Genomic DNA, 26,795 nt, shown 5'->3' with positions numbered 1-26,795 from the left:
TTTCGGGCCTGATCCCCGGTCAGCGGGGTTTGTCTTTGCGGCTGTTGGGCCGTTCCGACGAGTGAGACTTTAGCGGATTCCCCGGCTCCCGAGCGAATCGGGGGCCTCGTCCTTTCGAACGCGGATTCCTCATTCCGTAAATACACACGCCAATGAAGCGACGACAGACGTACTGCGCGTCGAATAGTGGTTTGGTACCTGCGGATTGGCTGCCCGGGGACCGACCGGAGTCGGCGCTCACGTCGGGCAACTCGGAGAACACTACGGATGGGGGTAGGGCGTGTCAACTCGGGGGCGGGCGGCACTTCCGGGGCGTAGCCTGGGCCGCATGACAACGCGTACGTGCACCCAGCTGTGGTGGGCCGCCTGACGGCGGCCGTGCACACGTATGCACTCGACGGCCGCCGCTTCGGCGGCCGTTTTCGTTTCTCCCTCCCGGATCCACGGAGGGGCGGCCGCCCGGGGCGGCGGTCCCGACCAGGAGGTGGAGAGATGACACGGGTCTTCAGCGGGGTCAAGCCGACAGGGCATCTGACGCTGGGGAACTATCTGGGGGCCATGCGGCGGTGGGCCGCGGTCGACCAGCACGAGGCCGAGGCCCTGTTCTGCGTAGTCGATCTGCACGCCCTGACCGTGGACCACGATCCCGCGCGGGTGCGCAGGCTGAGCCGGCAGTCGGCGACACTGCTGCTGGCGGCCGGGCTGGATCCGGAGCTCTGCACGGTGTTCGTGCAGAGCCATGTGGACGAGCACGCCCGGCTCTCCTATGTACTGGAGTGCGTGGCCACCGACGGTGAGATGCGGCGGATGATCCAGTACAAGGAGAAGGCCGCGCGGGAGCGGCAGCGGGGCGGAAGTGTGCGGCTGTCGCTGCTGACCTATCCCGTGCTGATGGCGGCGGACATCCTGGCGTACGGGGCCGGTGAGGTGCCGGTCGGGGACGATCAGCGACAGCACGTGGAGCTCGCCCGGGATCTCGCCGTGCGGTTCAACCAGCGGTACGGGCATACGTTCGTGGTGCCGCGGGCCACCCGACCGGGAGTGGCGGCGCGGGTGATGAACCTGCAGGATCCGGCGTCGAAGATGGGCAAGAGCGATGACGTCGGGCCGGGGATCGTCTATCTGCTGGACGAGCCGGACGTGGTGCGCAAGAAGGTCATGCGGGCGGTGACCGACAGCGGGCGGGAGGTCGTGTACGACCGGGAGACCCGGCCGGGGCTCGCGAACCTGCTGGAGATCCTCGCGGCGTGCACGGGTGGCGAGCCCGAGGCGCTCAGTGGTGCGTACCCGTCGTACGGGGCCTTGAAGAAGGACACCGCCGAGGCTGTGGTCGAGGTGCTCCGGCCGTTGCAGGAGAGGCACAAGGAGTTGTGTGCCGATCCCGGTCATGTGGAGGGGGTTCTGCGGGCCGGGGCGGAGCGGGCTCGGGGGATGGCACGGCCGACGGTGGATGCCGCGTACCGGGCGATCGGGTTGTTGCCGGCTGCGGCGGAGGCGGAGACGGCCGGTGCCGGGGCCGTGGTGACGGTGTGAGGTGAGGCGGCTGCGGGGGCGGGTGTCGGGCCCGCCCCCGGTGGTCAGTTGTTGTTGCCGGAGGCCAGGGCGCGGCTGCGGTCGCGGGCGGCTTCGAGGGCGGCGATGAGGGCGGCCCGTACGCCGTGGTTCTCGAGTTCGCGGATGGCGTTGATCGTCGTGCCGGCGGGGGACGTGACGTTCTCGCGGAGCTTGACCGGGTGTTCGCCGCTGTCGCGGAGCATCGTCGCGGCGCCGATGGCGGACTGGACGATGAGGTCGTGGGCCTTGTCGCGGGGCAGGCCGAGGAGGATGCCGGCGTCGGTCATGGCTTCGACCAGGTAGAAGAAGTAGGCCGGGCCGGAGCCGGAGAGGGCGGTGCAGGCGTCCTGCTGGGACTCGGGGACGCGGAGCGTCTTGCCGACGGCGCCGAAGATCTCCTCGGTGTGGGCGAGGTGGCCGGCGGTGGCGTGCGTGCCGGCGGAGATGACGGACATCGCCTCGTCCACGAGGGCGGGGGTGTTCGTCATGACGCGGACGACCGGGGTGTCGGGGGCGAGGCGCTCCTCGAAGTAGGCCGTGGGGATGCCGGCGGCGCCGCTGATGACCAGGCGGTCGGCGGGAACGTGCGGGGCGAGCTCGTCGAGGAGGGTGCCCATGTCCTGCGGCTTGACCGTGAGGATCAGGGTGTCGGCGGTCTTGGCGGCCTCGGGGTTGGTGACCGGGGTGACGCCGTAGCGGCTGCGGAGTTCCTCGGCTCGTTCCTGGCGGCGGGCGGTGACCAGGAGGTCGGACGGGGTCCAGCCGGCGCGGATCATTCCGCTGAGCAGGGCTTCGCCGATCTTGCCGGTGCCGAGGACTGCGACTTTCTGGGTCATGGCGCGGGGTGCCTCCGAAGGGTGCGTCGTCCGGGGTCCATCCTCGCACCGGGGAGTGGGGGACGGCTCGGGTGTCCGCTGGGCGGGATGTCGCGCCGGGCCGGCTACGCCGTCCGGCGCCTGAGGGTCGCCGCGCCCAGCATCAGGACCAGGAGTGCGCAGCCCGCGACGATCAGGGCGTCCCGGACGAACGTGGCGGTCATGTCCGTGTGGCGGAGGACCTCGTTCATGCCGTCGACGGCGTAGGACATGGGGAGGACGTCGGAGACGGCCTCCAGGGCCGGGTGCATGGTGTCGCGCGGGGTGAACAGGCCGCACAGGAGCAGCTGGGGGAAGATCACCGCCGGCATGAACTGGACCGCCTGGAACTCCGAGGCCGCGAAGGCCGAGACGAAGAGGCCGAGGGCCGTGCCGAGGAGGGCGTCGAGGAGGGCCACCAGGAGGAGGAGCCAGGGGCTGCCGGTGACGTCCAGGTCGAGGAACCAGACCGCGAGGCCCGTGGCCAAGGCGGACTGGATGATCGCGAGGGTGCCGAAGGCGAGGGCGTAGCCGGCGATCAGGTCGCCCTTGCCCAGCGGCATGGCGAGGAGGCGTTCGAGGGTGCCCGAGGTGCGTTCGCGCAGGGTGGCGATGGACGTCACCAGGAACATCGTGATCAGGGGGAAGATCCCGAGGAGGGACGCGCCGATGCCGTCGAAGGTGCGGGAGCTGCCGTCGAAGACGTAGCGCAGCAGGAACAGCATCACGCAGGGGATGAGGATCAGCAGCGCGATGGTGCGGGGGTCGTGGGTGAGCTGGCGGAGGACCCGGGCTGCGGTGGCGGTGGTGCGGGAGGCGCTCAGGGCCCTCGGTGGGGTGGCCGGCCGGGTCGCGGTGGTGGTCATCGGGTCGTCTCCTTCGTGCGGGCGGCTGCTTTCGCCTCGTCCACCAGGCGCAGGAAGGCCTCCTCGACGGTGGTGGCGCCGGTGCGGGTGCGCAGGACGTCGGGGGTGTCGTCGGCGAGGAGTTCGCCGTCGCGCATGAGGAGGAGGCGGTGGCAGCGCTCGGCCTCGTCCATGACGTGGGAGGAGACGAGGAGGGTGGCGCCGCGGCCGGTCGCGATGTCGTGGAAGAGGTTCCACAGGTCGCGGCGCAGGACCGGGTCGAGGCCGACGGTCGGTTCGTCGAGAACCAGGAGTTCCGGGGAGCCGAGGAGGGCGACGGCGAGGGAGACGCGGTTGCGCTGGCCACCGGAGAGGTTGCCGGCCAGGGCGTCGGCGTGGGTGGTGAGGTCGACGTCGGCGATGGCGCGGGTGACGTCGGCGTCGCGCCGGTCGGCTGCCGGGCGGCCGGGGTCGAGGATCGCGGCGAAGTAGTCGAGGTTCTGGCGGACGGTCAGGTCGTCGTAGACGGACGGGGCCTGGGTGACGTAGCCGATGCGGGTGCGCAGGGTGGGGTGGCCGGCGGGGCGGCCGAGGACGTCGAGGGTGCCGGTGACCTTGGCCTGGGTGCCGACGAGGGCGCGCATCAGGGTGGACTTGCCACAGCCGGAGGGGCCGAGGAGGCCGGTGATCTGGCCCCGGGGGACGGTGAAGCCGAGGTTGCGCAGGACCGTGCGGGGGCCGCGGACGACGGTGAGGTTCTCGGCGTGGACGGCTGGGGTGTCCGGGTCCGGGGACTGGCCGGGGATGGGTGCCGGGCCCGGGCGTGGCGACCCGGGAGCATTATTCATCATGTGATGAATAATGCTCCCGGGGGTCGGACGCGTCAAGCCGCCGCGGTGGGCGGCCTTCGGGCGGGTGTGCGTCAGGCCGGGGGCCTGGCGAGGAGCAGGACGACCTCGTAGACCTCCTCGACGAAGCCGTCCGGGAAGGCCCGGAGGAGGTGCTCGCGTTCCTCGGCCAGGAACGACGCGGTGTGGTCGGCGCCGTGTACGAGGAAGACCGAGTGGCTGCCGATGTTGGCCAGGTGGGTGTCGACCGGGACGCGGCGGCTCCAGCGGACCGTGCGGCGGGTGAAGTCGAGGAGGCCGGTGGGGTCGGCGGCGCGGGCGTCGACGTTGCGCTTCTCTGCGGAGACGTCGATGTCGAAGTGACGGGCGATGCGGGCGGCGGCCTCGGCCATCCAGGGGACGTCGAGCGCGTCCGTGTTCCACCACAGGGCGAGGGCGCCGCCGGGGCGCAGGACGCGCAGGGCCTCCGGGACGGCGCGGGCGGGGTCGGTCCAGTGCCAGGCCTGGGCGTAGGTGACGAGATCGACGGAGGCGTCGGCTAGGGGGAGGTCGTCGCCCGTGCCGCGGATGACCGGGATGTCGGGCAGGGTGCGGCGGAACTGGGCCGCCATGCCGTCGCCGGGTTCCACGGCGACGACGTCCGCGCCCCGGGCGTGCAGGAGGGCGGTGGCGATGCCGGTGCCGGCGCCGATGTCCGCGACGCGGGTTCCGGTGAGGGGCCGGCCGGTCAGGTCTTCTATCGCGTCGAAGAGGGCCGGGGGGTAGGAGGGGCGGTTGGCGGCGTACTGGGCCGCCGCGGCGTTGAAGGAGTGGGCTCGGGCGCTTCGGGTGGGCTCGGGGGTGTCGGCTGGGGGTTCGGGGGTCGGGTCGGCTCCGGTGGGGTGGTGGGCGGAGGGCGATGTGGTCATACGGCCATGGTGGCCGGGGGCGGGGTGGAGTGCGGTGAGATTTCGGTGAGATCGGCGGGGGGCGGGCTGTTCCCGTTGGGTGAGGCTCCGTTGCCCGAGCGGATGCCGAAGTGGGGTGGGCGGTCGGGTCGTTCGGGAGCCGAAGCCCGAGGAATGCCCTAGCTGCGGGTGAGGCGGGTGAGGGTGACGCCGTTGGGGAAGGCGGTGCGCTCGGCGACATCGAAGACGGTGGGGTCGAAGGCGCCGTCGAACGCCGGCACTCCGGCGCCGGCGACCACCGGGTAGTTCTTGACGACCAGTTCGTCGATCTCGGGCAGGAGGGCGCCGGCGAGCTTGCCGCCGCCGCAGAGCCATACGTTCAGGCCGCCGTCCTCCTCCTTCTTGAGTGCGCGGACCAGGCCGAGCGGGTCGCCCGGGACGACGGTGACGGCCGGGTCGGCGTCCGGCCGGAGCGTGCTGGACACCACGTACTGGCGCAGGTGCGCGTAAGGGCTGGTGACCCCCTGTTCGAAGGGGGCGCGGTAGGTGCCGAGGCCCATGACGACGGTGTCGAAGTACCGGTTGGGGGTGTCGGCGAGGCCGGCGGCGGCGCGGTAGGCGGTCGGGACCGTCTCGGGGTACAGGGTGTTGGCCCAGGCGCTGTAGGCGGCGCTCTGCCGTTCGTCGCCGGCGGGGAAGAAGTCGTACTCGCCGTCGGGGCCGGCGATGCGGCCGTCGAGCGTGACGGCGATGTAGTACACGAGCTTTCGCATCTCTGATAACTCCATTCGTAGTACTCTCCTTGAAGTGGTTTGAAAGTAGTACTACAACTGGAGTGGTGTCAATGGTGCGACGGAACGACCAGCGGCGTGCCGCGCTCGTCGACGCGGCGATCGAGGTGCTGGCCAGGGAGGGGGCACGGGGTCTGACGTTCCGGGCGGTGGACGCCGAGGCCGCCGTACCGGCGGGGACCGCGTCCAACTACTTCGCCAACCGGGACGATCTCCTCACCCAGGCCGGTGCCCGGGTCTACGAGCGGCTCCAGCCCGACGACGCGACGATCGCCCGCCAGCGGGCGGCCGGCCGCGACCGGGAGACCTACGTGGTGCTGATGCGGGAGCTCGTCAGCCGCGTCGCGGGGTTCCGCACCGGGTACCTCGCCCTGCTCGAACTGCGTCTCGAGGCCACGCGTCGTCCCGAACTGCGCAAGGTCCTCACCGAGCGGGTCCGTGCCGATGTCGATGCCAACGTCGCGTACCACGAGGCCTCCGGCCTCCCCGGCGACGCCATGGCCGTCAAGCTGCTCATGCTGACCCTGAACTGGCTGATCGTCGAGCAGCTCACCCTGCCGGACGTCTTCACCGAGGCGGAGCGCGAAGAGCTGGTGACGGCGGCGGTCGAGCGCATCGTGGCGGAGCGGTAGGCGGCAGGGCCTCGCTGGTGGCCGCTACGCGCGGCGGCGGTTCTTCGGGTTGCCGGAGCGGCGGGTCGTGCGCTTCTCGTACTGCTTGCGGGCCTCTTCGTACTCCTCGCGGTGGAGCCTCTCGCCGGGGGCCTCGGTGAGGGAGCGGAAGAAGTAGGCGAGGAGGGATCCGACGAAGCCGACGGTCAGGAGGCCGCGCAGGGACGCCTGACGGTCCGGGTCGGGGCGGCGGGTGAAGCCGTCCCAGGTGTGACGGAAGGCCATCGCGCTGCAGATCGCGAACATCACGACCATGAGGAGCGTGACGAAGCCGCCGATCGCGGCGATCTGGAGGCCCTGGTAGGCGAGGCGGAGGACGAGGCAGGAGGCGGCGGCCGCCGCGAGGGAGCCGACGGCGACCGCGATGCGGCGTGCGGTGTAGCCGTTGTCGTGGTTCAGCCAGGTCGTGCCGAAGAAGCGCAGGGGCTCTGGTCGAGGGCCGAGCGCCTCGGCCGTGGAGCCCGCGGGGGTGGCACGGGTGCTGCCGTCTGCACTCACGGGTCGATTATGACCCTTGCCGGACCGCGGGCTCCGTGCGGGCTAGCCGCAGCGGGAGGCGACGTAGCCGTCGCTGCCCGTCTTGACGTAAGCGTCCGCGACGAACTCACCGCTGCTGATGTTGTCCCAGATGTTCGACGTGCCGTACGTGCCGGTGACGGTGGTCCCGGGGGTCTGGCAGTAGATCGGCACCTGGGCGCCCACGGGGAGATAGCGGACGATGCCGTAGGAGGTGCCGGGGCCGGTGCGCACGGCGAGGCTGACGCCGGGCGCGACCGGGTAGTAGCGCAGGCCTTCGGCTTCCGCTGTGGCGGCGCCGACCATGAGAAGGGCTCCCGTGAGGCCCGCGAGCATCACGGATCTGCGTTTCAGCGATGGCATGAGTGATCCCGGCGTAGCGGCGGTGGGTTCAGGAGCAGCGCGGGCGGATGTAGCCGTCGCTGCCGGTCTGCACATAGGCGTCCGAGATGTACTGACCGTTGTCGATGTTGTCCCAGATGCTCGTCGTGCCGTACGGGCCCGTCACCCTGGTGCCCGGCGACTGGCAGAAGATCGCCACCTTCGCCCCTTCGGGCAGGACCCGGACGACGGTGTAGTTGGTGCCGGGGCCGCTGCGGACGTTGACACGGACGCCCGGCGCGACCGAGTAGTAGCGCAGTGCCGTGGTGGTGGCCTCGGCGGTGTGCGCTTCCGCCCCCTGGCCGCTCACTGTCTCTTCGACGCGGTCGACAGACATGGAAAACCTCCCCCGTTGGACCCCATGGCCGTCATGGGTCCCGTTGATTCCCCTGAATCACGACATGAAACACATGTGCGCAACTCGCACGCGGAGACTAGCAAGCCGCCTCTGCCTCGTACGAGGCATCGACTAGGCTCCGTGCGTCGCGCGCGCGGACGAAGATCACGGGGGTGGTTCCATGGCGCCGCAGAGCAACACCGGGGCGGGCGCGGAAGCGGAACTTCCCGAGTACGCCGGTCACTACCGGCTCGAGTCGGCTCTGGGCGCCGGGGGCATGGGCGTCGTGCATCTCGCGCGCAGCACCTCGGGGATGAAGCTGGCGGTGAAGGTCGTCCATGCCGAGTTCGCCAAGGATCCCGAGTTCAGGGGGCGTTTCAGGCAGGAGGTGGCGGCCGCGCGACAGGTCAGCGGTGCTTTCACCGCGTCCGTCGTCGACGCCGACTCGGAGGCCGAAAGGCCCTGGATGGCCACTCTGTTCATTCCCGGCCCGACCTTGTCCGACCATGTGAAGCGGAACGGGGCGATGAGCCCTGCCGAGTTGCGCCGCCTGATGGCCGGACTGGCCGAGGCGCTGCGGGACATCCACCGGGTCGGCGTGGTCCACCGGGATCTCAAACCGAGCAACGTACTCCTCGCCGAGGACGGGCCCAAGGTCATCGACTTCGGCATCTCCCGGCCGAAGAACAGCGAACTGCGGACCGAGACGGGCAAGTTGATCGGGACCCCGCCCTTCATGGCACCGGAGCAGTTCCGGCGCCCCCGGGAGGTGGGGCCCGCCGCCGACGTGTTCGCGCTCGGGTCGGTGATGGTGCACGCGGCCACGGGGCGGGGGCCGTTCGACTCGGACAGCCCGTACGTCGTCGCCTACCAGGTCGTGCATGACGAGCCGGATCTGACGGGCGTTCCGGAGAGTCTCGCGCCGCTGGTGGTGCGGTGCCTCGCCAAGGAGCCCGAGGACCGGCCGACCCCGGACGAGTTGATGCGGGAGCTGCGGTCGGTGGCCGCCTCGTACGACACACAGGCCTTCATACCGGCGCAGCGGACGGCGGACACACCGCAGCCCGCACCGAAGCCGCGCGTCGAAGAGAGCGAACGGCGGCCCGCGAGGCACCGGGGCAAGTGGCGGCTCGTCGGGGCCGGGGTCCTCGGCGTGGCCGCCGCCGTCGCGTTGAGCTCGGTGTACCTGCTCGGCGGGGACAGCCCGTCCCCGGTGAGCGGCCAGGCGCCCCGCACCGCGCCGGCCGGGTTCAGCCCGTGGGAGACGACATCGGCACCCGAGAAGGGAACGCCGGAGTGCTCGTACGGGAAAGAGGCGCTGGTCTGCGCGCAGAAGGGGCGTGTCTTCGGGCTCGACCCGTCGGACGGGCGTCAGTTGTGGCGGCAGACCGTCGCCTCGGCACAGGGCGGACGGCCTGCCGTTTCCGGTGGCCTCGTACAACCCGCGCTGGATCGCGGCACCCACCTTCGGGCCCTCGATCCCGGCTCGGGCAGGGCTCGTTGGCGGCAGACCGTGCCGTCGTACAACGGGCTGACGTACACGGGCGCCATGGTCCTGGTCATCGGCGTGGACGGCACGGTCACCGGCGTGGACAGCGCTTCGGGGCGGACGAAATGGAGCCACCGGATCCAGGGCCACCAGAGCCCGTACTTCGCCTCCTTCGCCGGAGATCCTCTGGCCTACGCCATGAGCACCTCGGCAGACGGGGCGACCACGCGCGTCACCGCGGTCGCCCCCGAGACGGGCAAGGTGCGCTGGGACGTACGGCTGAAGGGATCACTGCAACCGGTCGGCACGGCCGGCGGTTCGGTCTTCCTCGTCTCCGTCGACGCGGTCTACGGAGACGCGAAGGCCGTGGTGCGCTACACGCCGGACGACGGGGCCTTCCGTCGGGTGGCGCTGCCCGTGCCGCTCGAGCAGCCCCAGGCGACGGTGAGCGGGAACCTCGTGTACCTCATGGGGAGCGGCGGATCGCTGGTGGCGGTCGACATGGAGGCGCGGAAGCAGACATGGAGCCTGGAGACCGCGGTGTCACGAGGTTCCGCGCCGGTGACCGACGGCCGGTACGTCTACTTCTCCGCACCTGACGGGCGACTGGTCGGCGTGGACGCGCTCAAGGGCCGCTTGCTCGGGCAGACCCGTCCGCGGCTCGGCACCAACGCGGACCGGATCGCCGACGCGGTGCCCGCCCCGGTGCTCGCCGACGCCCGCCTCTACGCCGGCGCGCCCGACGGCACCGTCTTCTCCGTCCCCGCGGGCGACCCCGCCGCCTGGTGACGCGGATGAGGGGCCGCCCCCTGGGAGACGGCCCCTCAGACCTGAGTTCGGACCGGCCGACCGAGGGTCAGCCCAGCTTCGACACGTCCCGCACCGCGCCCTTGTCCGCGCTCGTCGCCATCGCCGCGTAGGCCCGCAGCGCCGCCGAGACCTTGCGGTCGCGGTTCTTCGGGGCGTACACGCCGTTCAGCGCCTGGTCGCGGCGGGCCAGTTCGGCGTCGTCCACCAGCAGTTCGATGGAGCGGTTCGGGATGTCGATACGGATGCGGTCGCCGTCCTCGACCAAGGCGATGGTGCCGCCCGCGGCCGCCTCGGGCGAGGCGTGGCCGATGGACAGGCCGGAGGTGCCGCCGGAGAAGCGGCCGTCCGTGACCAGCGCGCAGGTCTTACCGAGGCCGCGGCCCTTCAGGTACGAGGTCGGGTAGAGCATCTCCTGCATGCCGGGGCCGCCCTTGGGGCCCTCGTAGCGGATGACGACCACGTCGCCGTCCTTGACCTGCTGGGTGAGGATCTTCTGGACGGCCTCCTCCTGCGACTCGCAGACGACCGCCGGGCCCTCGAAGGTCCAGATGGACTCGTCGACGCCGGCCGTCTTCACGACGCAGCCGTCCACGGCCAGGTTGCCCTTGAGGACCGCGAGGCCGCCGTCCTTGGAGTAGGCGTGCTCGGCGGAGCGGATGCAGCCGCCCTCGGCGTCCTCGTCCAGGGCCTCCCAGCGCTCGGACTGGGAGAAGGCCTCGGCGGAGCGGACGCAGCCGGGGGCCGCGTGCCACAGCTCGACCGCCTCGACGGACGGGGAGCCGCCGCGCACGTCCCAGGTCTTCAGCCAGTCGCCGAGGGACGGGCTGTGCACGGAAGTCACGTCCTCGTTGAGCAGGCCGGCCCGGTGCAGCTCGCCGAGCAGGGCGGGGATGCCGCCGGCGCGGTGCACGTCCTCCATGTAGTACGTGCGGTCCTTGGCGACGTTCGGGGCGACCTTGGCCAGGCACGGCACGCGGCGCGAGACCGCGTTGATCTCGTCCAGGCCGAAGGGGACGCCGGCCTCCTGGGCGGCGGCCAGCAGGTGCAGGATCGTGTTGGTGGAGCCGCCCATGGCGATGTCGAGGGCCATGGCGTTCTCGAACGCCGCGAAGGACGCCACGCTGCGGGGCAGGACCGTCTCGTCGTCCTGCTCGTAGTAGCGGCGGGTGATGTCCATGACCGTGTTGGCCGCGTTCACGTACAGCTGTTTGCGGGCGGTGTGCGTGGCGAGGACCGAGCCGTTGCCCGGGAGGGAGAGGCCGATGGCCTCGGTCAGGCAGTTCATCGAGTTGGCGGTGAACATGCCGGAACAGGAGCCGCAGGTCGGGCAGGCGTTCTCCTCGATGCGGAGGATGTCCTCGTCCGAGATCTTGTCGTTCACGGCGTCGGAGATCGCGTCGACCAGGTCGAGCGTACGGACCGTGCCGTCGACCAGGGTGGCCCGGCCGGACTCCATCGGGCCGCCGGAGACGAAGACCGTCGGGATGTTCAGCCGCAGGGCGGCGTTCAGCATGCCCGGGGTGATCTTGTCGCAGTTGGAGATGCAGATCAGGGCGTCGGCGCAGTGCGCCTCGACCATGTACTCCACGCTGTCCGCGATCAGGTCGCGGGAGGGCAGGGAGTACAGCATGCCGCCGTGGCCCATGGCGATGCCGTCGTCGACGGCGATCGTGTTGAACTCGCGCGGGATGCCGCCGGCGGCGACGACCGCCTCGCTGACGATCCGGCCGACCGGCGCCAGGTGCGTGTGGCCGGGGACGAACTCGGTGAAGCTGTTGGCGACCGCGATGATCGGCTTGCGGCCGATGTCCCCGCCCGGTACACCGGAGGCGCGCATCAGGGCGCGTGCGCCCGCCATGTTGCGGCCGTGGGTGACTGTGCGGGACCTCAGCTCGGGCATCGTCGCTCGCTCCTTCAGAGACTGCGTCAGAGGATTCGGAGATTTCTGACTGCTACCGAGCGTACGCCGGTCATCCAGTGGGCGGGACGGTGCGTCCGGAATGCGGGACGCTTGTCTCGGACGACGGCACCCGCAGGCCTTACGGATCGGTCACCCGCACGCCTTACGGATCGGTCAGATGTCCCTGTACGACCGGCGCGAGCCGCGCGATGACCTGTTCCGGGTCCGCCGAGGCCAGCGGCTCGATCTTGAGGACGTAGCGCAGGATCGCGGTGCCCACGAGCTGCGCCGCCGCGAGCTCGGCCCGCAGCTCGGCGTCCGGCAGCTCCAGCCGTACCGCGATGCGGCGCAGCACCTGGGTGGCGATGATCCGCCGGAAAACGGCGGCCGCTGTGTCGTTGGTGAGGGCGGAGCGGACGATGGCGAGCAGCGGTGCGCGGGTCGCCGGGTTCTCCCAGATGCCGAAGAAGAAGCGGGCCAGGCGCTCCCCCACCCCGTCCAGCGGGCCCTCCTCGATGGCCTTCGGGGCCTGCAGGGCGGGTCCGAAGGACAGGGTGATCGCCGCCTCGAAGACCTGCTCCTTCGTGCCGAAGTAGTGGTGCACGAGGGCCGAGTCGACGCCGGCGGACTTGGCGATGCCGCGCACGGACGTCTTCTCGTAGCCGCGCTCGGAGAATTCGTCGCGGGCGGCGGTCAGGATGCGGTCGCGGGTGTCCGCCGACTCCGTGCGCGGGGGGCGGCCGCGGCGGCGGGCGGCGGTGCCGGACCCGTTGCCCGCCGGGGGCCGGCCGGTCATGACCGCGGCACCTTCACCGCCGAGGCCAGGTGCAGGCGGGTGAAGGCCAGGGCCTCCGCCAGGTCGGCCTCGCGCTCCGCGCTCGACATCGCGCGGCGGGTGTTGACCTCGATGACGACGTGCCCGTCGAAGCCGGTCAGGGCGAGCCGCTCCAGCACCTCGGCGCAGGGCTGCGTGCCGCGCCCGGGCACCAGGTGCTCGTCCTTGGCGGAACCCCGGCCGTCGGCGAGGTGGACGTGGCCGAGCCGGTCCCCCATGCGGTCGACCATGTCCAGGGCGTCGGATCGGGCCGTCGCGGTGTGGCTGAGGTCGATCGTGAAGTGCCGGTAGTCGTCCTTCGTCACGTCCCAGTCGGGCGCGTACGCGAGCATCTCGCGGTCGCGGTAGCGCCAGGGGTACATGTTCTCGACGGCGAACCGTACGTCCGTCTCGTCGGCCATGCGCCAGATGCCGGTGACGAAGTCCCGGGCGTACTGGCGCTGCCAGCGGAACGGCGGGTGGACCACGACCGTGCTCGCGTCGAGCTTCTCCGCCGCCGCGCGGGCCCGCTGGAGCTTGGTCCACGGGTCGGTGGACCAGACGCGCTGCGTGATGAGCAGGCAGGGGGCGTGCACGGCCAGGATCGGGATCCGGTGGTAGTCGCTGAGTCTGCGCAGGGCCTCGATGTCCTGGCTGACCGGGTCGGTCCAGACCATGACCTCGACTCCGTCGTAGCCGAGGCGCGCGGCGATCTCGAAGGCCGTGGCCGTCGACTCCGGGTAGACCGAGGCCGTCGACAGGGCGACCTTCGCGTCCGGGATCTTCACGGCTGGCTCTGCCATGCAGGACAGATTACGGGGTGTGGTCGGGGTGGCGTGGGGGGCCTCTTGGCCGTTGTGGTGTTTGCCATAGACGAGCGGGCTCCTACGCGGACTCCATGTGATCCAGGCGACGCAGGATCACGCCTTCCCTCAGCGCCCAGGGGCATATCTCGACGCGCTCCACGCCGAAGAGGTCCATCGCGGCCTCGGCGACCAGGGCGCCCGCCACGAGCTGGCCGGCCCTGCCCTCGGAGACGCCCGGCAGCTCCGTGCGCTCCCGCTCGGTCATGGCGGCCAGGCGCGGGACCCAGCCTTCCACGGACTCCCGCTTGAGCTCGCGCTGGACGTAGGGGCCCTCGGCGGAGCGGGCGGCGCCGGCGATGCGGGCCAGCTGCTTGAAGGTCTTCGACGTGGCGACGACGTGGTCGGGGGTGCCGAGGCGGCTGAATTCGCCGACCGTGCGGGCGATCTCGGTCCGCACGTGCCGGCGCAGGGCGCGGACGTCGTCCGGGGCGGGCGGGTCGCCGGGGAGCCAGCCGGCGGTGAGGCGGCCGGCGCCCAGCGGCAGCGAGGCGGCCGCGTCGGGCTCCTCGTCGATGCCGTAGGCGACCTCCAGGGAGCCGCCGCCGATGTCCAGGACCAGCAGCTTCCCGGCCGACCAGCCGAACCAGCGGCGGGCGGCGAGGAAGGTGAGCCGGGCCTCCTCGGCGCCGGTGAGGACCTGGAGCTCGACGCCCGTCTCGGCGCGCACGCGGGCGAGGACGTCGTCGGCGTTGCGGGCCTCGCGCACGGCGGAGGTGGCGAACGGGAGGACCTCTTCGACGCCCTTGTCCTCGGCGGCCTGGAGCGCCTCCTGAATGACCGAGACCAGCCGGTCGACGCCGTGCGGGCCGATCGCGCCGTCGTCGTCGAGGAGCTGGGCGAGGCGCAGTTCCGCCTTGTGCGAGTGCGCGGGCAGCGGGCACGCGCCGGGGTGCGCGTCCACCACGAGCAGATGCACCGTGTTCGATCCCACGTCGAGGACACCGAGTCTCATGTACGGAACGCTACTGCCCGCCGGGCCCTCCGCCGTCCTCGGCGGGGGCACGAGGCCCGTACCCTGGAATCGTGCCAAAGACGAAAAAGGCGAAGCGCGACAAATCACCGAGCGTCGTGAAGGCCGACGAGAAGGGCCTCGACTTCGCTCGCGCATGGGTGGAGTTTCCTGATCCGGCGGACGACGAGCAGGTCTTCCGCTGCGATCTGACATGGCTGACCTCTCGCTGGAACTGCATCTTCGGCAGCGGCTGCCAGGGCATCCAGGCGGGCCGCGCGGACGACGGGTGCTGCACGTTGGGTGCCCACTTCTCCGACGAGGACGACGAGAAGCGCGTCGCCGAGCATGTGGCCAGGCTCACGCCGGACATCTGGCAGCACCATGCCGAGGGCACGCGGGGCGGCTGGGTCTCCGAGGACGAGGACGGCGAGCGGCAGACGCGGCCCTTCGAGGGCTCGTGCATCTTCCAGAACCGGCCGGGCTTCAAGGGGGGCATGGGCTGCTCGCTGCACATCCTGGCCCTGAAGGAGGGCCGCGAGCCGCTGGAGACCAAGCCGGACGTGTGCTGGCAGCTGCCGGTCCGGCGGACGTACGAGTGGATCGACCGGCCCGACGACACGCGCGTCCTCCAGGTGTCGATCGGTGAGTACGACCGCCGCGGCTGGGGTCCGGGCGGCCACGACCTGCACTGGTGGTGCACGTCGGCGACGTCGGCCCACGGCGCGGGCGATCCCGTGTACGTCTCCTACCGGCCCGAGCTGATCGAGCTGATGGGCAAGGCCGGCTACGACCGGCTGGTCGAGCTGTGCGAGGAGCGGCTGGCCTCGCAGCTGCCGCTGCTGGCACCGCACCCCGCGGATCCCGCGCGTCCGGCGAGCCCTGGGGCCTGAGAGCCCGGCTACGAGGTGACCGGGCTCGGGTCGCCGCTGTCCGACGACGGTGGTGTCGAGCCCTCGGGCTCGGTCGGGGCCGGGTCCGTCGGCGTGGGCGTGGGATCCGGGTCGGTCGACGGGGGCGGAGTGGTCGGCGTCGGGTCCGGGTCCGGGGCGGAGGTCGTGGGCGTCGGGTCGGGGTGGGTCGGCGACGGGTCGCCCGGGCCGCTGGGTCGGGGGTCCGGGCCGGGGTCGGAGGGGCTGGGCGCGGTGCCGTAGCCCTCGATACGGACGACGGCGCCCACGGGTGCGACCGCGACCTGCGCCTGCCAGGGCCCCGCGGGCTCCCGCAGGTGGTCGACGTACACCTTGATCGTTACCGACTCGCCGGGCCGGAGCGTTCCCGAGGACTGGCTGAGGTAGAGCCAGGGGGCTCCCGTCGACGCGGACCAGCGGACCGGGGCCGGGCCGCTCGCGGTCAGCGTGATCAGGGTGGTGTCGCCGCTGTTGTCGGCCGTGACGTCCAAGGCGCTCTCGCGTCCCGCGCCGGCGACGCCGATCACCTCGACGGAGACGTCGGCCTTGCCGTCCTTGCCGAAGCGCGGGCCGGGGCGGGTGCTCGCGTTACCGGTGTTCTCGTAGCCGCCGCCCGCCATCTCGCCGTCCAGGCCGAACGGGTCGTCCGCCTCGCGCGCGGAGGCCGAGCGGCCGTCCTGGCCCTCGCCGATCGGGGTGCCCCGGTAGGCCGCCCACAGGGCGAGGACGGGGGCGGCCACGACGGTGGCGACGACGGTCGTGGTGACGGCACGCGCGCGCAGGCGGTCTCTGCGGGCGGCGTGGTCCTTGGGGTCCATCGGGAAGCCGCGCCGGTCGAAACGGGGTGCGGCGTTCCCCCGCGCGCGCGGGTGGTGGGCCATCGCGACGTGCAGGGCCGCTCGGGGCGCCGGCAGGACGGGCAGTTCGGCGGGGGTGACGCTGGTGCCGGGCCAGCGGCCGGGGATGGCGCGCTCGGCGGTGCGGCGGCAGCGCGGGCAGTCGTCGACGTGCCGGACGAGTTCGCGGCGCAGGGCCGTGCCGAGCACGAGCCGGTCGTCGCCGGCGAGGTGCGACACGCTCGGACACGCCCCGGTCTCGACCACGGCGAGGGCCGCACGCGTGCGTTCCACCTCGCAGGCGGCGGAGGCGAGCAGATCGCGGGCGGCGGCCGGGTCCATGCCGAGGACGGCGGCGACCTCGCGGGCGGCGAGGTGGTGGCGCACGGCCAGTTCGAGCGCCTCGCGCTGCTCGGGCGTGGTGCCGGCGGCCTCCGGCCAGGCCAGCAGGGCCAGTTCGCGACGGCGCCGCTCCTGGACCTCCTCGGAGGCGGCCGGGGCGGCCGGACGGTCGGCGCGCTGCCGGTCGGTACGGCCCGCGGCATGGCTGCTCTGACGTTTCTGCTTGGCCTCGGCCAGCTTGCGCAGGCACGCCCAGCGGGCCAGCGCGTACAGCCAGGCCCTGCGGTCCGCGGGTGCCTCGGGGACGTGCCGGCCGCGGCGTTCGGCAAGTGCGAGGACGTCGCCCAGGGCGGCGGTCGCGGCCTCGTGGTCGCACAGCACGGACAGGCAGTAGGTGAACAGGCCGTCCAGGTAGGGCTCGTAGCGCACGGGTGGCCGCTGCGCCAGCGTGCGCGCCGCCCCGCGGTCGCGCGCCTCCCGGTGCGCCCGGTGGGCGCCGGCCGTGCGGGCCGAACGGGTCGAGATCTCCGGAGTACTGCTCGTCATTCGGCGACCGTAGGGGGCCGGGAGTGGCACCTTCATGCGGCTTGAGCACTTTTAATCCGTACGGGTGAAACGATCCCTCAAACGGGGACATGAACCGGTGGCTCCGCGGCTGGCGCGGGGTGGCGGGGCCCTGGCGCGCAGGTGGCCGCCGTCGGCCGGTCCCGCGATGTCAGTGCCGGCGGCTACGGTTTCGTCCATGGCTGCCCGTACGAAGACCACCAAGGACCGCCCGTCCTACCGCTGCACGGAATGCGGCTGGCAGACGGCGAAGTGGCTCGGCCGCTGCCCCGAGTGCCAGGCCTGGGGGACGGTCGAGGAGTACGGCGCGCCCGCGGTGCGTACGACGGCCCCCGGCCGGGTCACCACCTCCGCCCTGCCCATCGGCCAGGTGGACGGCCGCCAGGCCACCGCCCGCCCCACCGGCGTGCCCGAGCTGGACCGCGTGCTCGGCGGCGGGCTGGTGCCCGGCGCGGTGGTGCTGGTCGCGGGCGAACCGGGCGTCGGCAAGTCCACGCTTCTGCTGGACGTGGCGGCCAAGTCCGCGAGCGACGAGCACCGCACGCTGTACGTCACGGGTGAGGAGTCGGCGAGCCAGGTCCGGTTGCGCGCCGACCGCATCGGCGCCATCGACGACCACCTGTACCTGGCGGCCGAGACGGATCTGGCCGCGGTGCTGGGCCACTTGGACGCGGTGAAGCCGTCGCTGCTGATCATGGACTCGGTGCAGACGGTGGCCTCCCCCGAGATCGACGGCGCACCCGGCGGCATGGCCCAGGTGCGGGAGGTCGCCGGCGCGCTCATCCGGGCCTCCAAGGAACGCGGCATGTCCACGCTGCTGGTGGGCCACGTCACCAAGGACGGCGCGATCGCGGGCCCGCGCCTGCTGGAGCACCTGGTGGACGTCGTCCTGAGCTTCGAGGGCGACCGGCACGCCCGTCTGCGTCTGGTGCGCGGCGTCAAGAACCGCTACGGCACCACCGACGAGGTCGGCTGCTTCGAGCTGCACGACGAGGGCATCACGGGTCTCGCCGACCCGAGCGGGCTCTTCCTGACCCGCCGGGCCGAACCGGTCCCGGGCACCTGCCTGACCGTCACCCTGGAGGGCCGCCGCCCGCTGGTCGCCGAGGTCCAGGCGCTCACGGTCGACTCGCAGATCCCCTCCCCGCGCCGTACCACCTCGGGCCTGGAGACCTCCCGCGTCTCGATGATGCTCGCGGTGCTGGAACAGCGGGGGCGGATCAGCGCCTTGGGCAAAAGGGACATCTACTCCGCGACGGTCGGCGGGGTGAAGCTCACCGAGCCCGCCGCGGACCTGGCCGTCGCCCTCGCCCTGGCGAGCGCGGCGAGTGACACACCTCTCCCGAAGAATCTCGTCGCGATCGGCGAAGTGGGCCTCGCGGGCGAGGTGAGACGGGTCACCGGAGTGCAGCGCAGGCTGGCCGAAGCCCATCGTCTGGGCTTCACGCATGCGCTGGTCCCGGGCGATCCGGGCAAGGTCCCGGCGGGCATGAAGGTCCTGGAAGTCGCGGACATAGGGGACGCCCTGAGGGTCCTTCCCCGCTCCCGTCGCAGAGAGGCCCCACGGGACGAGGAGGGTCGCCGGTAGACTTTGCCCTGGTCTCGCCCGTCCGTGCGAACCGAGCGCGCGACACGGGGGCGCCCAGAACCTGCGACCGGAGGAGTGCAGTGGCAGCCAACGACCGGGCATCTGCTCCCGGAAAATCCGGCGGGAGCGCCGGTACCGATGGCCTGATGCGCGCCTCCCTGAGCGCCGTGGCACCCGGCACCGCCCTGCGTGACGGCCTGGAGCGCGTGCTCCGCGGCAACACCGGCGGACTCATCGTGCTCGGCTCCGACAAGACGGTCGAGGCGCTGTGCAGCGGCGGTTTCGTGCTGGACGTCGAGTTCACCGCGACCCGTCTGCGCGAGCTGTGCAAGCTGGACGGCGGCATCGTGCTGTCCTCCGACCTGTCGAAGATCCTGCGCGCGGGCGTGCAGCTGGTCCCGGACCCGACGATCCCGACGGAGGAGACGGGCACCCGGCACCGCACGGCGGACCGCGTCAGCAAGCAGGTCGGTTTCCCGGTGGTCTCCGTCTCCCAGTCGATGCGGCTGATCGCCCTGTACGTCGACGGTCAGCGCCGCGTCCTGGAGGACTCGGCGGCGATCCTGTCCCGCGCCAACCAGGCGCTCGCCACCCTGGAGCGCTACAAGCTCCGCCTCGACGAGGTCGCGGGCACGCTGTCGGCGCTGGAGATCGAGGACCTGGTGACCGTCCGGGACGTCTCGGCGGTCGCCCAGCGCCTGGAGATGGTGCGCCGCATCGCCACGGAGATCGCCGAGTACGTGGTGGAGCTCGGCACGGACGGCCGGCTCCTGGCCCTCCAGCTCGACGAGCTGATCGCGGGTGTGGAACCCGAGCGCGAGCTGGTGGTGCGGGACTACGTCCCCGAGCCCACGGCCAAGCGCTCCCGCACGGTCGACCAGGCCCTCGCCGAACTCGACGCCCTCACCCATGCCGAGCTGCTCGAACTGTCCACGGTGGCACGGGCGTTGGGCTACACCGGCGCGCCCGAGACGCTGGACTCGGCAGTTTCCCCGCGAGGGTACCGCCTCCTCGCCAAGGTGCCCCGGCTCCCCGGCGCGATCATCGACCGCCTCGTCGAGCACTTCGGCGGACTGCAGAAGCTGCTCGCCGCCAGCGTCGACGACCTCCAGACGGTGGACGGCGTGGGCGAGGCCCGGGCCCGCAGCGTCCGCGAGGGGCTGTCGCGGCTGGCGGAGTCCTCGATTCTGGAGCGGTACGTCTGACGCGTACGGCACCCTGCTGGAACGGCTGAGGGCGGTACCCGGGAAGGGGTACCGCCCTCGGGCCTTCCCGGCCCGGCCCGGTCAGGTCCGGTCCGGAGTACACCTCGGGCGCTGCGGCCCCACGGCGGACCAGAGGTGCCTCTCCGGCGCTGCGGGCACGGCGGACCAGAGGTGCCTCTCCGGCGCTGCGGCCCTAGTCGGCCGAGAGCACGAACGACGTCTGGACCTTCGCGAAGCCCGGGGCCTTGGCTTCCACCAGGTACGTGCCGGACCCGGCCGAGCCCGCGGGAGGCGTGGCGCACTCGGGGGCGCTCGGCTTGCGGTCCCACTTCAGGGTGTAGGTGATGCCGCTGCCGGCGGCGACCCGGTACAGCTGGTGCGCGGCGGCCTTGGGACAGTCCTCGGAGGACCAGTAGTCGTCGTCGCTGCTCGCCGGGGCGATCGTGAACACCGCGTTCTTCGGCCCGAGATCGATCTTGCAGTCGCTGCCGGAGACGTTCCGCGCGGTCAGCAGGAACGTGGGCGTCTGCTCGGGGTCATAGGTGTTGTGACGGCTGCGCAGGCTGAACTTCACCGCGCTCGCGGTGCAGTTGGGCAGAGTGGAGCCGGCCGACAGGGTGTCGCCCGCGCCCACGCCGCCCGCGGCGGTACCGCTCCCCGATCCGCCGGTGCCGCCCGCACCCTCGGAGCCGCCCGAGCCGCCGGACCCGGAACCGTCGCCGGATTCCGAGCCGGAACCGTCCCCGGAGCCGTCTCCCGACCCGTTCCCGGAGCCGTCGCCCGAACCGCCGGACCCGTCGTCCCCCGACTCGTCGCGCCCGCCCGGCGCTTGACTGATGGCAGGGCCCGAACTCGACGGGCCGGGCGTGATGGAGGGCGCGGGATTCTTGCCGTTGGCGCCGTTGTCGCCGTCCTTGCCGCCTCCGCCGCCCATGGTCACGATCCACAGGGTCAGCAGCGCCAACACGGCGACTACAGACACCAGTACGACCCTCCGACGCCAATAGATGGAGGAGGGAAGCGGCCCGACCGGATTGCGCAGAGATCCCACGGCGCAAACCTTACGAGAGATCGGCGCGTTCGCCGGTCCCACCCGCCGCTCGGAGCGACAACTTTTCCGGATCATCATCCCGGAAATCACGTTCCCACCCTGGTCTTTCGTCGGGTACGGGACGTGACGATCGCTGGGTGTGACGGGATCACCCCGACGCCTACCGTCCGTGACCATGACCCTTGACGACACCGCGCTCTACCGCGGCATCACCGACTTCGCTCAGGACACCCCGATCTGGGTACAACACGGGGCCGGGACATGGACGGAGGCCGGACTGCTCGTCTTCGTCGCGCTGTTCGCCGCCGGCTGGTGGCGCGCGCGTCGCGACAGCCCCCGCGCGTTCGCGATAGCGGCCCTTGCACCTCTGGCCACGGCTGCGGCATACGTGTGCAGTGAGGTGCTCAAGTCCGCAGTCACGGAGGAGCGTCCGTGTCGGGCGGTGGCAGCTGCGGCCGTGTCGTTGGCCGAGTGTCCGCCGCACGGTGACTGGTCCTTCCCCTCCAACCACGCCACGATCGCAGGCGCCTCGGCTGTCGCCCTGACTCTGGCCCGGCGCACGCTGGTGTGGCTGACGGCCCCGCTCGCCCTGCTCATGGCCTTCTCCCGGGTCTTCGTCGGCGTGCACTATCCGCACGACGTCATCGCGGGGCTCGGGCTGGGCGCCCTGGTCGTCCTCGTCGCCGTCCGGCTGGGCGCGGGGATGATGACGCGGCTGGCAGAGGCGATGCGCAGGTCAGGCGCACCGGCTGTGCGGTGGGTCCTGGGGCCGGGCCCGGCGGCCGTCCCTTCGCACCGAACGCCCGCGCGCCGGTGAGCCGGTTCGCGCGGCGCAGCGCCGCGCCAGGACGCACGCGCGCTGCCCGGCCGCTCCACACGCGCGCCGTCGAGCCAGAGGACGAGCGCACTGTCGAGCGGTACACGCCCCCCAAGGCGCCCAGTCGTCCGCCGCCCCTCACGGGCGCCGCGCCCTGCCCGGCAGTTACGACTCCACCAGCCCCGCCTCGTACGCCACGATCGCCGCCTGCACCCGATTGCGTACGCCCAGCCGGCCCAGGACCGCGCTGACATAGGCCTTCACGGTGCCCTCCACGAGGTGGAGCCGGGCGGCGATCTCCGAGTTGGACAGGCCCGCGCCGACCAGGCCGAGCACCTCGCGTTCACGGGGGCTCAGGGCCGCCGCACGCGCCCGTGTCCGTTCCTCGCGGATGAGACGGCCGCCGCCGAGGCCCTCGCCGATGACGTACCGGGCCACCTTGGGCGAGAGGAACGCGGCACCGGCGGCCACCGCCTGGACACCCGCGATGAGTTCGTACGGGTCTCCGGACTTCAGCAGGAAGCCGGTGGCACCTCCGCCGAGCGCTCGGGTCACGTAGGCGCCCTCGGAGAAGGTGGTGAGCATCGCGACGGCCGTGCCGGGCACCGTCCGTACGATCTCCTCCGCCGCCGTGAGGCCGTCCAGGCGGGGCATGCGAATGTCCAGCAGGGCCACGTCCGGGCGGTGCGCGCGGGTCAGCTCGACCGCCTCGCGCCCGTCGCCCGCTTCGGCTACGACCTCGGTCCCGCCGTCGCTGCCCAGGATGGCGCGGACTCCGGCCCGGACCATCGTCTCGTCGTCGGCCAGCAGCACGCGGATCACCGTGAGAACTCCTCGTCGTTTTCCCCGCCTTCGCGGGACAGCCCTGCTCGCGGGACCACGTCCTTGGCGACGAGCCGTCCCGCGTCGAAGCACAGTCTGAAGTGGTCCACGGAGACGAACAGTTCACCGCTCGCCCGGTAGTAACGGCAGTCGGCTCCCTCCGGTTCCGGTGTCGGCGCCCGCTCGGCGGGAGGATCGCGCACGTCCCGTTCGGGCAGCATCCGTTCGACGTCGGCCGCCGGGGCGCCCGGGCGCAGCGCCGCGTACACGGCGGGTTCGAGCACCGAGCGCTTCTCCGTCCAGGCGTACCAGCCGACGGCCGCGCCGACGAGTGCCACTCCCACGCCGGCGGCGGTGACGAGACCGACGGCGACGCGGCGGCGGGCGTGGGCGAACGGCGCCCGGCCGGGGCGTGCGGGCAGGCCGGCGGTCCGCCGGCGGGGGACGAACGCCCGGACCCGGAAGCCCTCCCCGTGCGGGCCCGCCTCGAACTCCCCGCCGACGGAGGTCACCGCTGCCCGCAGTCCGAGCAGGCCCGTACCGCCTCCGGAGGGCGGGGAGCCGTCCTGTGTCGCCCGGCCGCTGGTGATGGTGACGGAGGTGCCCGCCGCGTGTCCCGTGACCGCCACGGCCACGGGAGCGCCCGGTGCGTGCCGTGCCGCGTTGGTCAGGGCCTCCCGGGCCACGCGGTGCAACAGCCGCTCGGCGACCTCGTCGGAGTCCGCGGCGGGGTCGTGTCCGGCGGGGTCCCAGCGCACGGCAAGGCCCGACTCGGCGGCACGGGCGACGAGTTGCTCCAGGGTCTCGCCCGCCGGCGTCAGCCGCACCGGCTCGTCGTCGCCCTCGCGCAGCACGCCGATGATGCGGTGCAGCCGGTCCGTGGCGTCGGCGGCGGCCGTGCGCAGGTCGGCAGCAGCCGCCCGGTGTTCGCCTCCGAGGCCGGGGGCGACCTGGAGGGCGCCCGCCCGCAGGGCGATGAGGCTCAGCTCGTGGCCGAGGGAGTCGTGCATGTCCTGGGCGATCCGGGCGCGTTCGCGCAGCCGGGCGCGTTCCTCGGCGAAGCGGGCCTCGTCCTCCAGCCGGGCGGCGCGCAGCCACCCCGCCTCGGCCAGCTCACGGCTCTGCTGCCAGTAGCGCCCGCCGAGCCAGGGGAAGACACATCCGAAGAGCAGCGTGCCCGTCATGACGAGCCACTCGGGGGCGGGATCGATCCCGACGAGCGCGATCCGGGCGGTGCCCGCGCAGCCGACGGCTGTGAAGCACAGTATGGCGGGGCGCGCCCGGGCCGCCCGCAGTCCGAGCAGCAGTGCGCAGCCGCTGAGGGCGGGGCCGTAGGAGACGGTGAACATGGCCGGGGCGGCGGCCAGGTTCAGGGCCGCCGCCAGCCCGAAAGCCACGAGTGGCAGCCGCCGGGACACGGCGACGGCGAAGGCCAGCACCACCACGCCGGCCGCCTGCTGCCAGCCCGGCCGCGGCTCGTTCAGACCGACCCGGTCCGCCGTCAGCGCCGGGACGGCGAAGGCGGCCCACAGGAGGGCGCCACGGGCGAAGGACACCACGCCAGGACGTTCCATGCGCTTGACGCTACAAGCGCCCGACCTGCCCGCACTGCTGCCGATCGTCAGGTACTCGTCGTCCTCGGGGTGGTGGTGTGCCCGAATGAGCGGTTCTGCGTGGCACCATCGAAGGGCCATGACTGCTCCCACGAAGCCCCCGCACCCCACCACCGCCTCCGCCGACACCCCCTCCGGGCCGCCCCTCGGAGAGAACCTGCACTCCCCCGTCATCGACTGGTTCGGCGAACACGCCCGTGACCTGCCGTGGCGGCGCCCCGAGGCCGGGGCGTGGGGGGTGATGGTCAGTGAGTTCATGCTGCAGCAGACGCCGGTGAGTCGCGTCCTGCCCGTCTACGAGCAGTGGCTGGAGCGCTGGCCGCGCCCCGCCGACCTGGCCGAGGACGCGCCCGGCGAGGCCGTCCGGGCCTGGGGGCGGCTCGGTTACCCGCGCCGGGCGCTGCGGCTGCACGGCGCCGCCGTCGCCATAACGGAACGGCACGGCGGTGACGTACCGGCCGACCACGCACAGCTGCTGGCGCTGCCCGGCATCGGCGAGTACACGGCCGCCGCCGTCGCCTCCTTCGCCTACGGGCAGCGGCACCCGGTGCTGGACACCAACGTGCGGCGGGTCTTCGCCCGGGCGGTCACCGGCGTGCAGTACCCGCCCAACGCCACCACCGCCGCCGAACGCAAGCTGGCCCGCGCGCTGCTGCCCGAGGACGAGCAGACCGCCGCCCGCTGGGCCGCCGCCTCCATGGAACTGGGCGCCCTGGTGTGCACGGCGAAGAGCGAGTCGTGCCACCGCTGTCCGATCGCCGCGCAGTGCGCGTGGCGGCTGGCGGGCAAGCCGGAGCACGACGGACCGCCGCGCCGCGGCCAGACGTACGCGGGCACCGACCGGCAGGTGCGCGGGCGGCTGCTCGCCGTGCTGCGGGAGGCTCACGGGGCCGTGCCGCAGGCGGCGCTGGACCGGGTGTGGCACGAGCCGGTGCAGCGGGCCCGCGCCCTGGACGGTCTCGTCGCCGACGGTCTGGTGGAGCCACTGGCGGGCGGCTCGTACCGGCTGCCGCTGACCTGACGTACCACCTGCCCTGCAGGCCTGGCCCACAGACCTGACGTACAGACAGGTCACAGCCGCGGGCCGCCGTCCGTCACAAGGCCGGGGTGGACAAATCACCCCGAACCGCCCTCAACGCCCCCACCGCTCTACCCCGTTACGGCTTCCGTTACACAACCGACGGACAGCCGAGCGCTAGCCGAAGGCTGCTTCGGACAGCGCCGTGACAACGCCTCCGTACCTTCAGATGCGTTCCCGGAAGACACGGGACGACTGAAGACCACAGGCAGTACACGGGCGGCGGGGAGCCGGCCCGAACGGGGAAACGGGAGGCGGTTCACCATGGCGCAGGGCGAGGTGCTCGAGTTCGAGGAGTACGTCCGCACCCGGCAGGACGCGCTGCTGCGCAGTGCCCGCCGCCTGGTCCCGGACCCGACGGACGCACAGGACCTGCTGCAGACGGCACTGGTACGGACGTACGGCCGGTGGGAGACCATCGAGGACAAGCGGCTGGCGGACGCCTATCTGCGCCGGGTGATGATCAACACCCGCACGGAGTGGTGGCGGGCGCGGAAGCTGGAGGAGGTCCCGACCGAGCAGCTCCCGGACGCCTCGGTCGACGACGCCACCGAGCAGCACGCGGACCGCGCACTGCTGATGGACATCCTGAAGGTGCTCGCCCCGAAGCAGCGCAGTGTCGTGGTGCTGCGACACTGGGAGCAGATGTCCACGGAGGAGACGGCCGCCGCCCTCGGCATGTCGGCCGGAACGGTCAAGAGCACGCTGCACCGGGCGCTCGCCCGGCTCCGCGAGGAGCTGGAGTCCCGCGATCTGGACGCACGCGCGCTGGAGCGTGAGGAGCGGGAGCGGTGCGCGGCCTGACCGGCGAGGGTTCTGCACGGACCCGGGGCAGTTTCCAGGCGGTGAGCGCGGCACTGGCCGTGCCCACCGCCCTCGCCCTTTTGGTGGCCGGGTGCGGTGCGGGCGGCACCGGAGCCCGTGACGAGGGCCCGGCACACGCCGACTCGGTGGCCGGCGCCGCCGCGGCCACACCGTCCGCCGCGCCGTCGAAGCCGCCCGACACCGTGAACGCGGTCAAGCTCGTCAAGGACGATCCGAAGGTCGCGCCCGAGGTGAAACGGGAGCTGAAGCCGTGCGTGGCCGACGAGTACCCGGTCGACGTCTCCTACGGCAACCTGACGAAAGGCTCGTCGGACGACGTCGTCGTCAACGTGCTGACCTGCGGTGACGCGGTGGGCGTGGGCAGTTACGTGTACCACGAGCAGGACGGCTCGTACGAGAACGTGTTCAAGGCGGAGGAGCCGCCGGTCTACGCGGAGATCGACCGCGGGGACCTGGTGGTGACCAAGCAGGTGTACGAGAAGGGCGACCCGGTGTCGAGTCCCTCCGGGGAGAACGTGATCACGTACAGATGGACCTCCGGTCACTTCGCCGAGAAGTACCGCACGCACAACGACTACGGGAAGGTCGTCGGCGACAGCGCGACGCCGGTGCCCGCCGGCTGACGCGGGCG

The 26,795-nt window shown here is 72.3% G+C and carries 26 protein-coding genes; 10 read left to right on the top strand and 16 right to left on the bottom strand.

The genetic code is table 11. The annotated features are described in order from the left end of the window. Positions 1 to 492 precede the first annotated feature (492 nt). Entirely contained in the window at positions 493 to 1,533 is a 1,041-nt protein-coding gene (gene trpS / locus IE153_RS34180; protein WP_189593589.1) for a tryptophan--tRNA ligase, read from the top strand. 44 nt (positions 1,534 to 1,577) lie between these two features. Here trpS and proC read toward each other — a convergent pair whose 3' ends face one another. From proC to IE153_RS34155, 5 genes are all read right to left on the bottom strand, one after another. Then, complete coding sequence (gene proC, locus IE153_RS34175) at positions 1,578 to 2,390, bottom strand: pyrroline-5-carboxylate reductase (protein WP_189593588.1); 813 nt, start codon at positions 2,388 to 2,390, stop codon at positions 1,578 to 1,580. 104 nt (positions 2,391 to 2,494) lie between these two features. Continuing rightward, entirely contained in the window at positions 2,495 to 3,274 is a 780-nt protein-coding gene (locus tag IE153_RS34170; RefSeq protein ID WP_189593587.1) for an ABC transporter permease, read from the bottom strand. Continuing rightward, a complete protein-coding gene (locus IE153_RS34165) occupies positions 3,271 to 4,104 on the bottom strand; it encodes an ABC transporter ATP-binding protein (RefSeq protein ID WP_189593586.1) in 834 nt (277 codons plus the stop codon). The genes IE153_RS34170 and IE153_RS34165 overlap by 4 nt, the downstream gene beginning before the upstream one ends. A 71-nt stretch (positions 4,105 to 4,175) precedes the next feature. After that, positions 4,176 to 5,009, bottom strand: coding sequence for a class I SAM-dependent methyltransferase (locus IE153_RS34160; RefSeq protein WP_189593585.1), 834 nt, complete (start codon positions 5,007 to 5,009; stop codon positions 4,176 to 4,178). A 158-nt stretch (positions 5,010 to 5,167) separates the two neighbouring features. Beyond that, positions 5,168 to 5,761, bottom strand: a complete 594-nt coding sequence (locus IE153_RS34155) for a dihydrofolate reductase family protein (RefSeq protein ID WP_189593584.1) — start codon at positions 5,759 to 5,761, stop codon at positions 5,168 to 5,170. A 71-nt stretch (positions 5,762 to 5,832) separates the two neighbouring features. Between IE153_RS34155 and IE153_RS34150 the strand changes: the two genes are divergently transcribed. Beyond that, positions 5,833 to 6,411: a TetR/AcrR family transcriptional regulator gene (locus IE153_RS34150; protein ID WP_189593583.1), complete on the top strand. Its 579-nt coding sequence runs from the start codon at positions 5,833 to 5,835 to the stop codon at positions 6,409 to 6,411. 24 nt (positions 6,412 to 6,435) lie between these two features. On the opposite strand, the gene IE153_RS34145 is transcribed toward IE153_RS34150, so the two are convergent. From IE153_RS34145 to IE153_RS34135, 3 genes are read right to left on the bottom strand one after another with little or no spacing between them, the layout of a single operon-like run. Then, positions 6,436 to 6,948 (bottom strand): EamA/RhaT family transporter, encoded by a 513-nt coding sequence (locus tag IE153_RS34145; protein ID WP_189593582.1) that lies wholly within the window; start codon positions 6,946 to 6,948, stop codon positions 6,436 to 6,438. Between the two features lie 42 nt (positions 6,949 to 6,990). Further along, a complete protein-coding gene (locus IE153_RS34140; protein WP_229829303.1) occupies positions 6,991 to 7,329 on the bottom strand; it encodes a hypothetical protein in 339 nt (112 codons plus the stop codon). Positions 7,330 to 7,357: 28 nt separating this feature from the next. Then, the gene (locus tag IE153_RS34135) at positions 7,358 to 7,684 is read right to left on the bottom strand and encodes an SH3 domain-containing protein (protein ID WP_189593581.1); all 327 of its coding nucleotides are present in this window, start codon (positions 7,682 to 7,684) and stop codon (positions 7,358 to 7,360) included. A gap of 181 nt (positions 7,685 to 7,865) precedes the next feature. Here IE153_RS34135 and IE153_RS34130 point away from each other — a divergent pair, with 181 nt between their 5' ends. After that, positions 7,866 to 9,962 (top strand): serine/threonine-protein kinase, encoded by a 2,097-nt coding sequence (locus IE153_RS34130; protein ID WP_189593580.1) that lies wholly within the window; start codon positions 7,866 to 7,868, stop codon positions 9,960 to 9,962. A 67-nt stretch (positions 9,963 to 10,029) separates the two neighbouring features. Here the strand turns inward: IE153_RS34130 and ilvD are convergent, their stop codons facing one another. From ilvD to IE153_RS34110, 4 genes are all read right to left on the bottom strand, one after another. Beyond that, positions 10,030 to 11,883, bottom strand: coding sequence for a dihydroxy-acid dehydratase (gene ilvD, locus IE153_RS34125; protein ID WP_189593579.1), 1,854 nt, complete (start codon positions 11,881 to 11,883; stop codon positions 10,030 to 10,032). A 163-nt stretch (positions 11,884 to 12,046) separates the two neighbouring features. Beyond that, entirely contained in the window at positions 12,047 to 12,679 is a 633-nt protein-coding gene (locus IE153_RS34120; protein WP_189593578.1) for a TetR/AcrR family transcriptional regulator, read from the bottom strand. Next, entirely contained in the window at positions 12,676 to 13,500 is an 825-nt protein-coding gene (locus IE153_RS34115; protein ID WP_189593577.1) for a sugar phosphate isomerase/epimerase family protein, read from the bottom strand. The genes IE153_RS34120 and IE153_RS34115 overlap by 4 nt, the downstream gene beginning before the upstream one ends. An 82-nt stretch (positions 13,501 to 13,582) precedes the next feature. After that, positions 13,583 to 14,515, bottom strand: a complete 933-nt coding sequence (locus tag IE153_RS34110; RefSeq protein ID WP_189593576.1) for a Ppx/GppA family phosphatase — start codon at positions 14,513 to 14,515, stop codon at positions 13,583 to 13,585. A 71-nt stretch (positions 14,516 to 14,586) separates the two neighbouring features. Between IE153_RS34110 and IE153_RS34105 the strand changes: the two genes are divergently transcribed. Beyond that, positions 14,587 to 15,405: a DUF3109 family protein gene (locus IE153_RS34105; RefSeq protein ID WP_189593575.1), complete on the top strand. Its 819-nt coding sequence runs from the start codon at positions 14,587 to 14,589 to the stop codon at positions 15,403 to 15,405. An 8-nt stretch (positions 15,406 to 15,413) separates the two neighbouring features. Here IE153_RS34105 and IE153_RS34100 read toward each other — a convergent pair whose 3' ends face one another. Then, a complete protein-coding gene (locus IE153_RS34100; protein ID WP_189593574.1) occupies positions 15,414 to 17,147 on the bottom strand; it encodes a BACON domain-containing protein in 1,734 nt (577 codons plus the stop codon). 196 nt (positions 17,148 to 17,343) lie between these two features. Here IE153_RS34100 and radA point away from each other — a divergent pair, with 196 nt between their 5' ends. Continuing rightward, a complete protein-coding gene (gene radA, locus IE153_RS34095) occupies positions 17,344 to 18,753 on the top strand; it encodes a DNA repair protein RadA (protein WP_142161067.1) in 1,410 nt (469 codons plus the stop codon). A gap of 80 nt (positions 18,754 to 18,833) precedes the next feature. Continuing rightward, complete coding sequence (gene disA / locus IE153_RS34090) at positions 18,834 to 19,958, top strand: DNA integrity scanning diadenylate cyclase DisA (protein ID WP_031104906.1); 1,125 nt, start codon at positions 18,834 to 18,836, stop codon at positions 19,956 to 19,958. Between the two features lie 193 nt (positions 19,959 to 20,151). On the opposite strand, the gene IE153_RS34085 is transcribed toward disA, so the two are convergent. After that, entirely contained in the window at positions 20,152 to 21,009 is an 858-nt protein-coding gene (locus IE153_RS34085; protein WP_189593573.1) for a hypothetical protein, read from the bottom strand. A 175-nt stretch (positions 21,010 to 21,184) separates the two neighbouring features. Between IE153_RS34085 and IE153_RS34080 the strand changes: the two genes are divergently transcribed. After that, positions 21,185 to 21,826: a phosphatase PAP2 family protein gene (locus IE153_RS34080; RefSeq protein ID WP_189593572.1), complete on the top strand. Its 642-nt coding sequence runs from the start codon at positions 21,185 to 21,187 to the stop codon at positions 21,824 to 21,826. A 165-nt stretch (positions 21,827 to 21,991) separates the two neighbouring features. Here the strand turns inward: IE153_RS34080 and IE153_RS34075 are convergent, their stop codons facing one another. Continuing rightward, positions 21,992 to 22,648, bottom strand: coding sequence for a response regulator transcription factor (locus IE153_RS34075; RefSeq protein WP_189593571.1), 657 nt, complete (start codon positions 22,646 to 22,648; stop codon positions 21,992 to 21,994). After that, complete coding sequence (locus IE153_RS34070) at positions 22,645 to 24,222, bottom strand: sensor histidine kinase (RefSeq protein ID WP_189593570.1); 1,578 nt, start codon at positions 24,220 to 24,222, stop codon at positions 22,645 to 22,647. The genes IE153_RS34075 and IE153_RS34070 overlap by 4 nt, the downstream gene beginning before the upstream one ends. Before the next feature lie 118 nt (positions 24,223 to 24,340). Here IE153_RS34070 and IE153_RS34065 point away from each other — a divergent pair, with 118 nt between their 5' ends. The 3 genes from IE153_RS34065 to IE153_RS34055 all read left to right on the top strand — a co-directional run bounded on the left by IE153_RS34065 (position 24,341) and on the right by IE153_RS34055 (position 26,787). Next, on the top strand, positions 24,341 to 25,282 hold the full coding sequence (locus IE153_RS34065; RefSeq protein ID WP_189593569.1) for an HhH-GPD family protein: 942 nt from the start codon (positions 24,341 to 24,343) through the stop codon (positions 25,280 to 25,282). A 321-nt stretch (positions 25,283 to 25,603) separates the two neighbouring features. After that, the gene (locus IE153_RS34060) at positions 25,604 to 26,143 is read left to right on the top strand and encodes a SigE family RNA polymerase sigma factor (RefSeq protein ID WP_030251439.1); all 540 of its coding nucleotides are present in this window, start codon (positions 25,604 to 25,606) and stop codon (positions 26,141 to 26,143) included. Then, the gene (locus IE153_RS34055) at positions 26,131 to 26,787 is read left to right on the top strand and encodes a hypothetical protein (protein WP_189593568.1); all 657 of its coding nucleotides are present in this window, start codon (positions 26,131 to 26,133) and stop codon (positions 26,785 to 26,787) included. Before IE153_RS34060 ends, IE153_RS34055 begins: the two co-directional genes overlap by 13 nt. Positions 26,788 to 26,795 lie beyond the last annotated feature (8 nt).

The sequence above is a fragment of the Streptomyces massasporeus genome (genome assembly GCF_014648995.1).
In the GTDB taxonomy this organism is placed as follows: Bacteria; Actinomycetota; Actinomycetes; order Streptomycetales; family Streptomycetaceae; genus Streptomyces; species Streptomyces massasporeus.
This window is presented reverse-complemented; position numbering and strand designations above follow the sequence as displayed.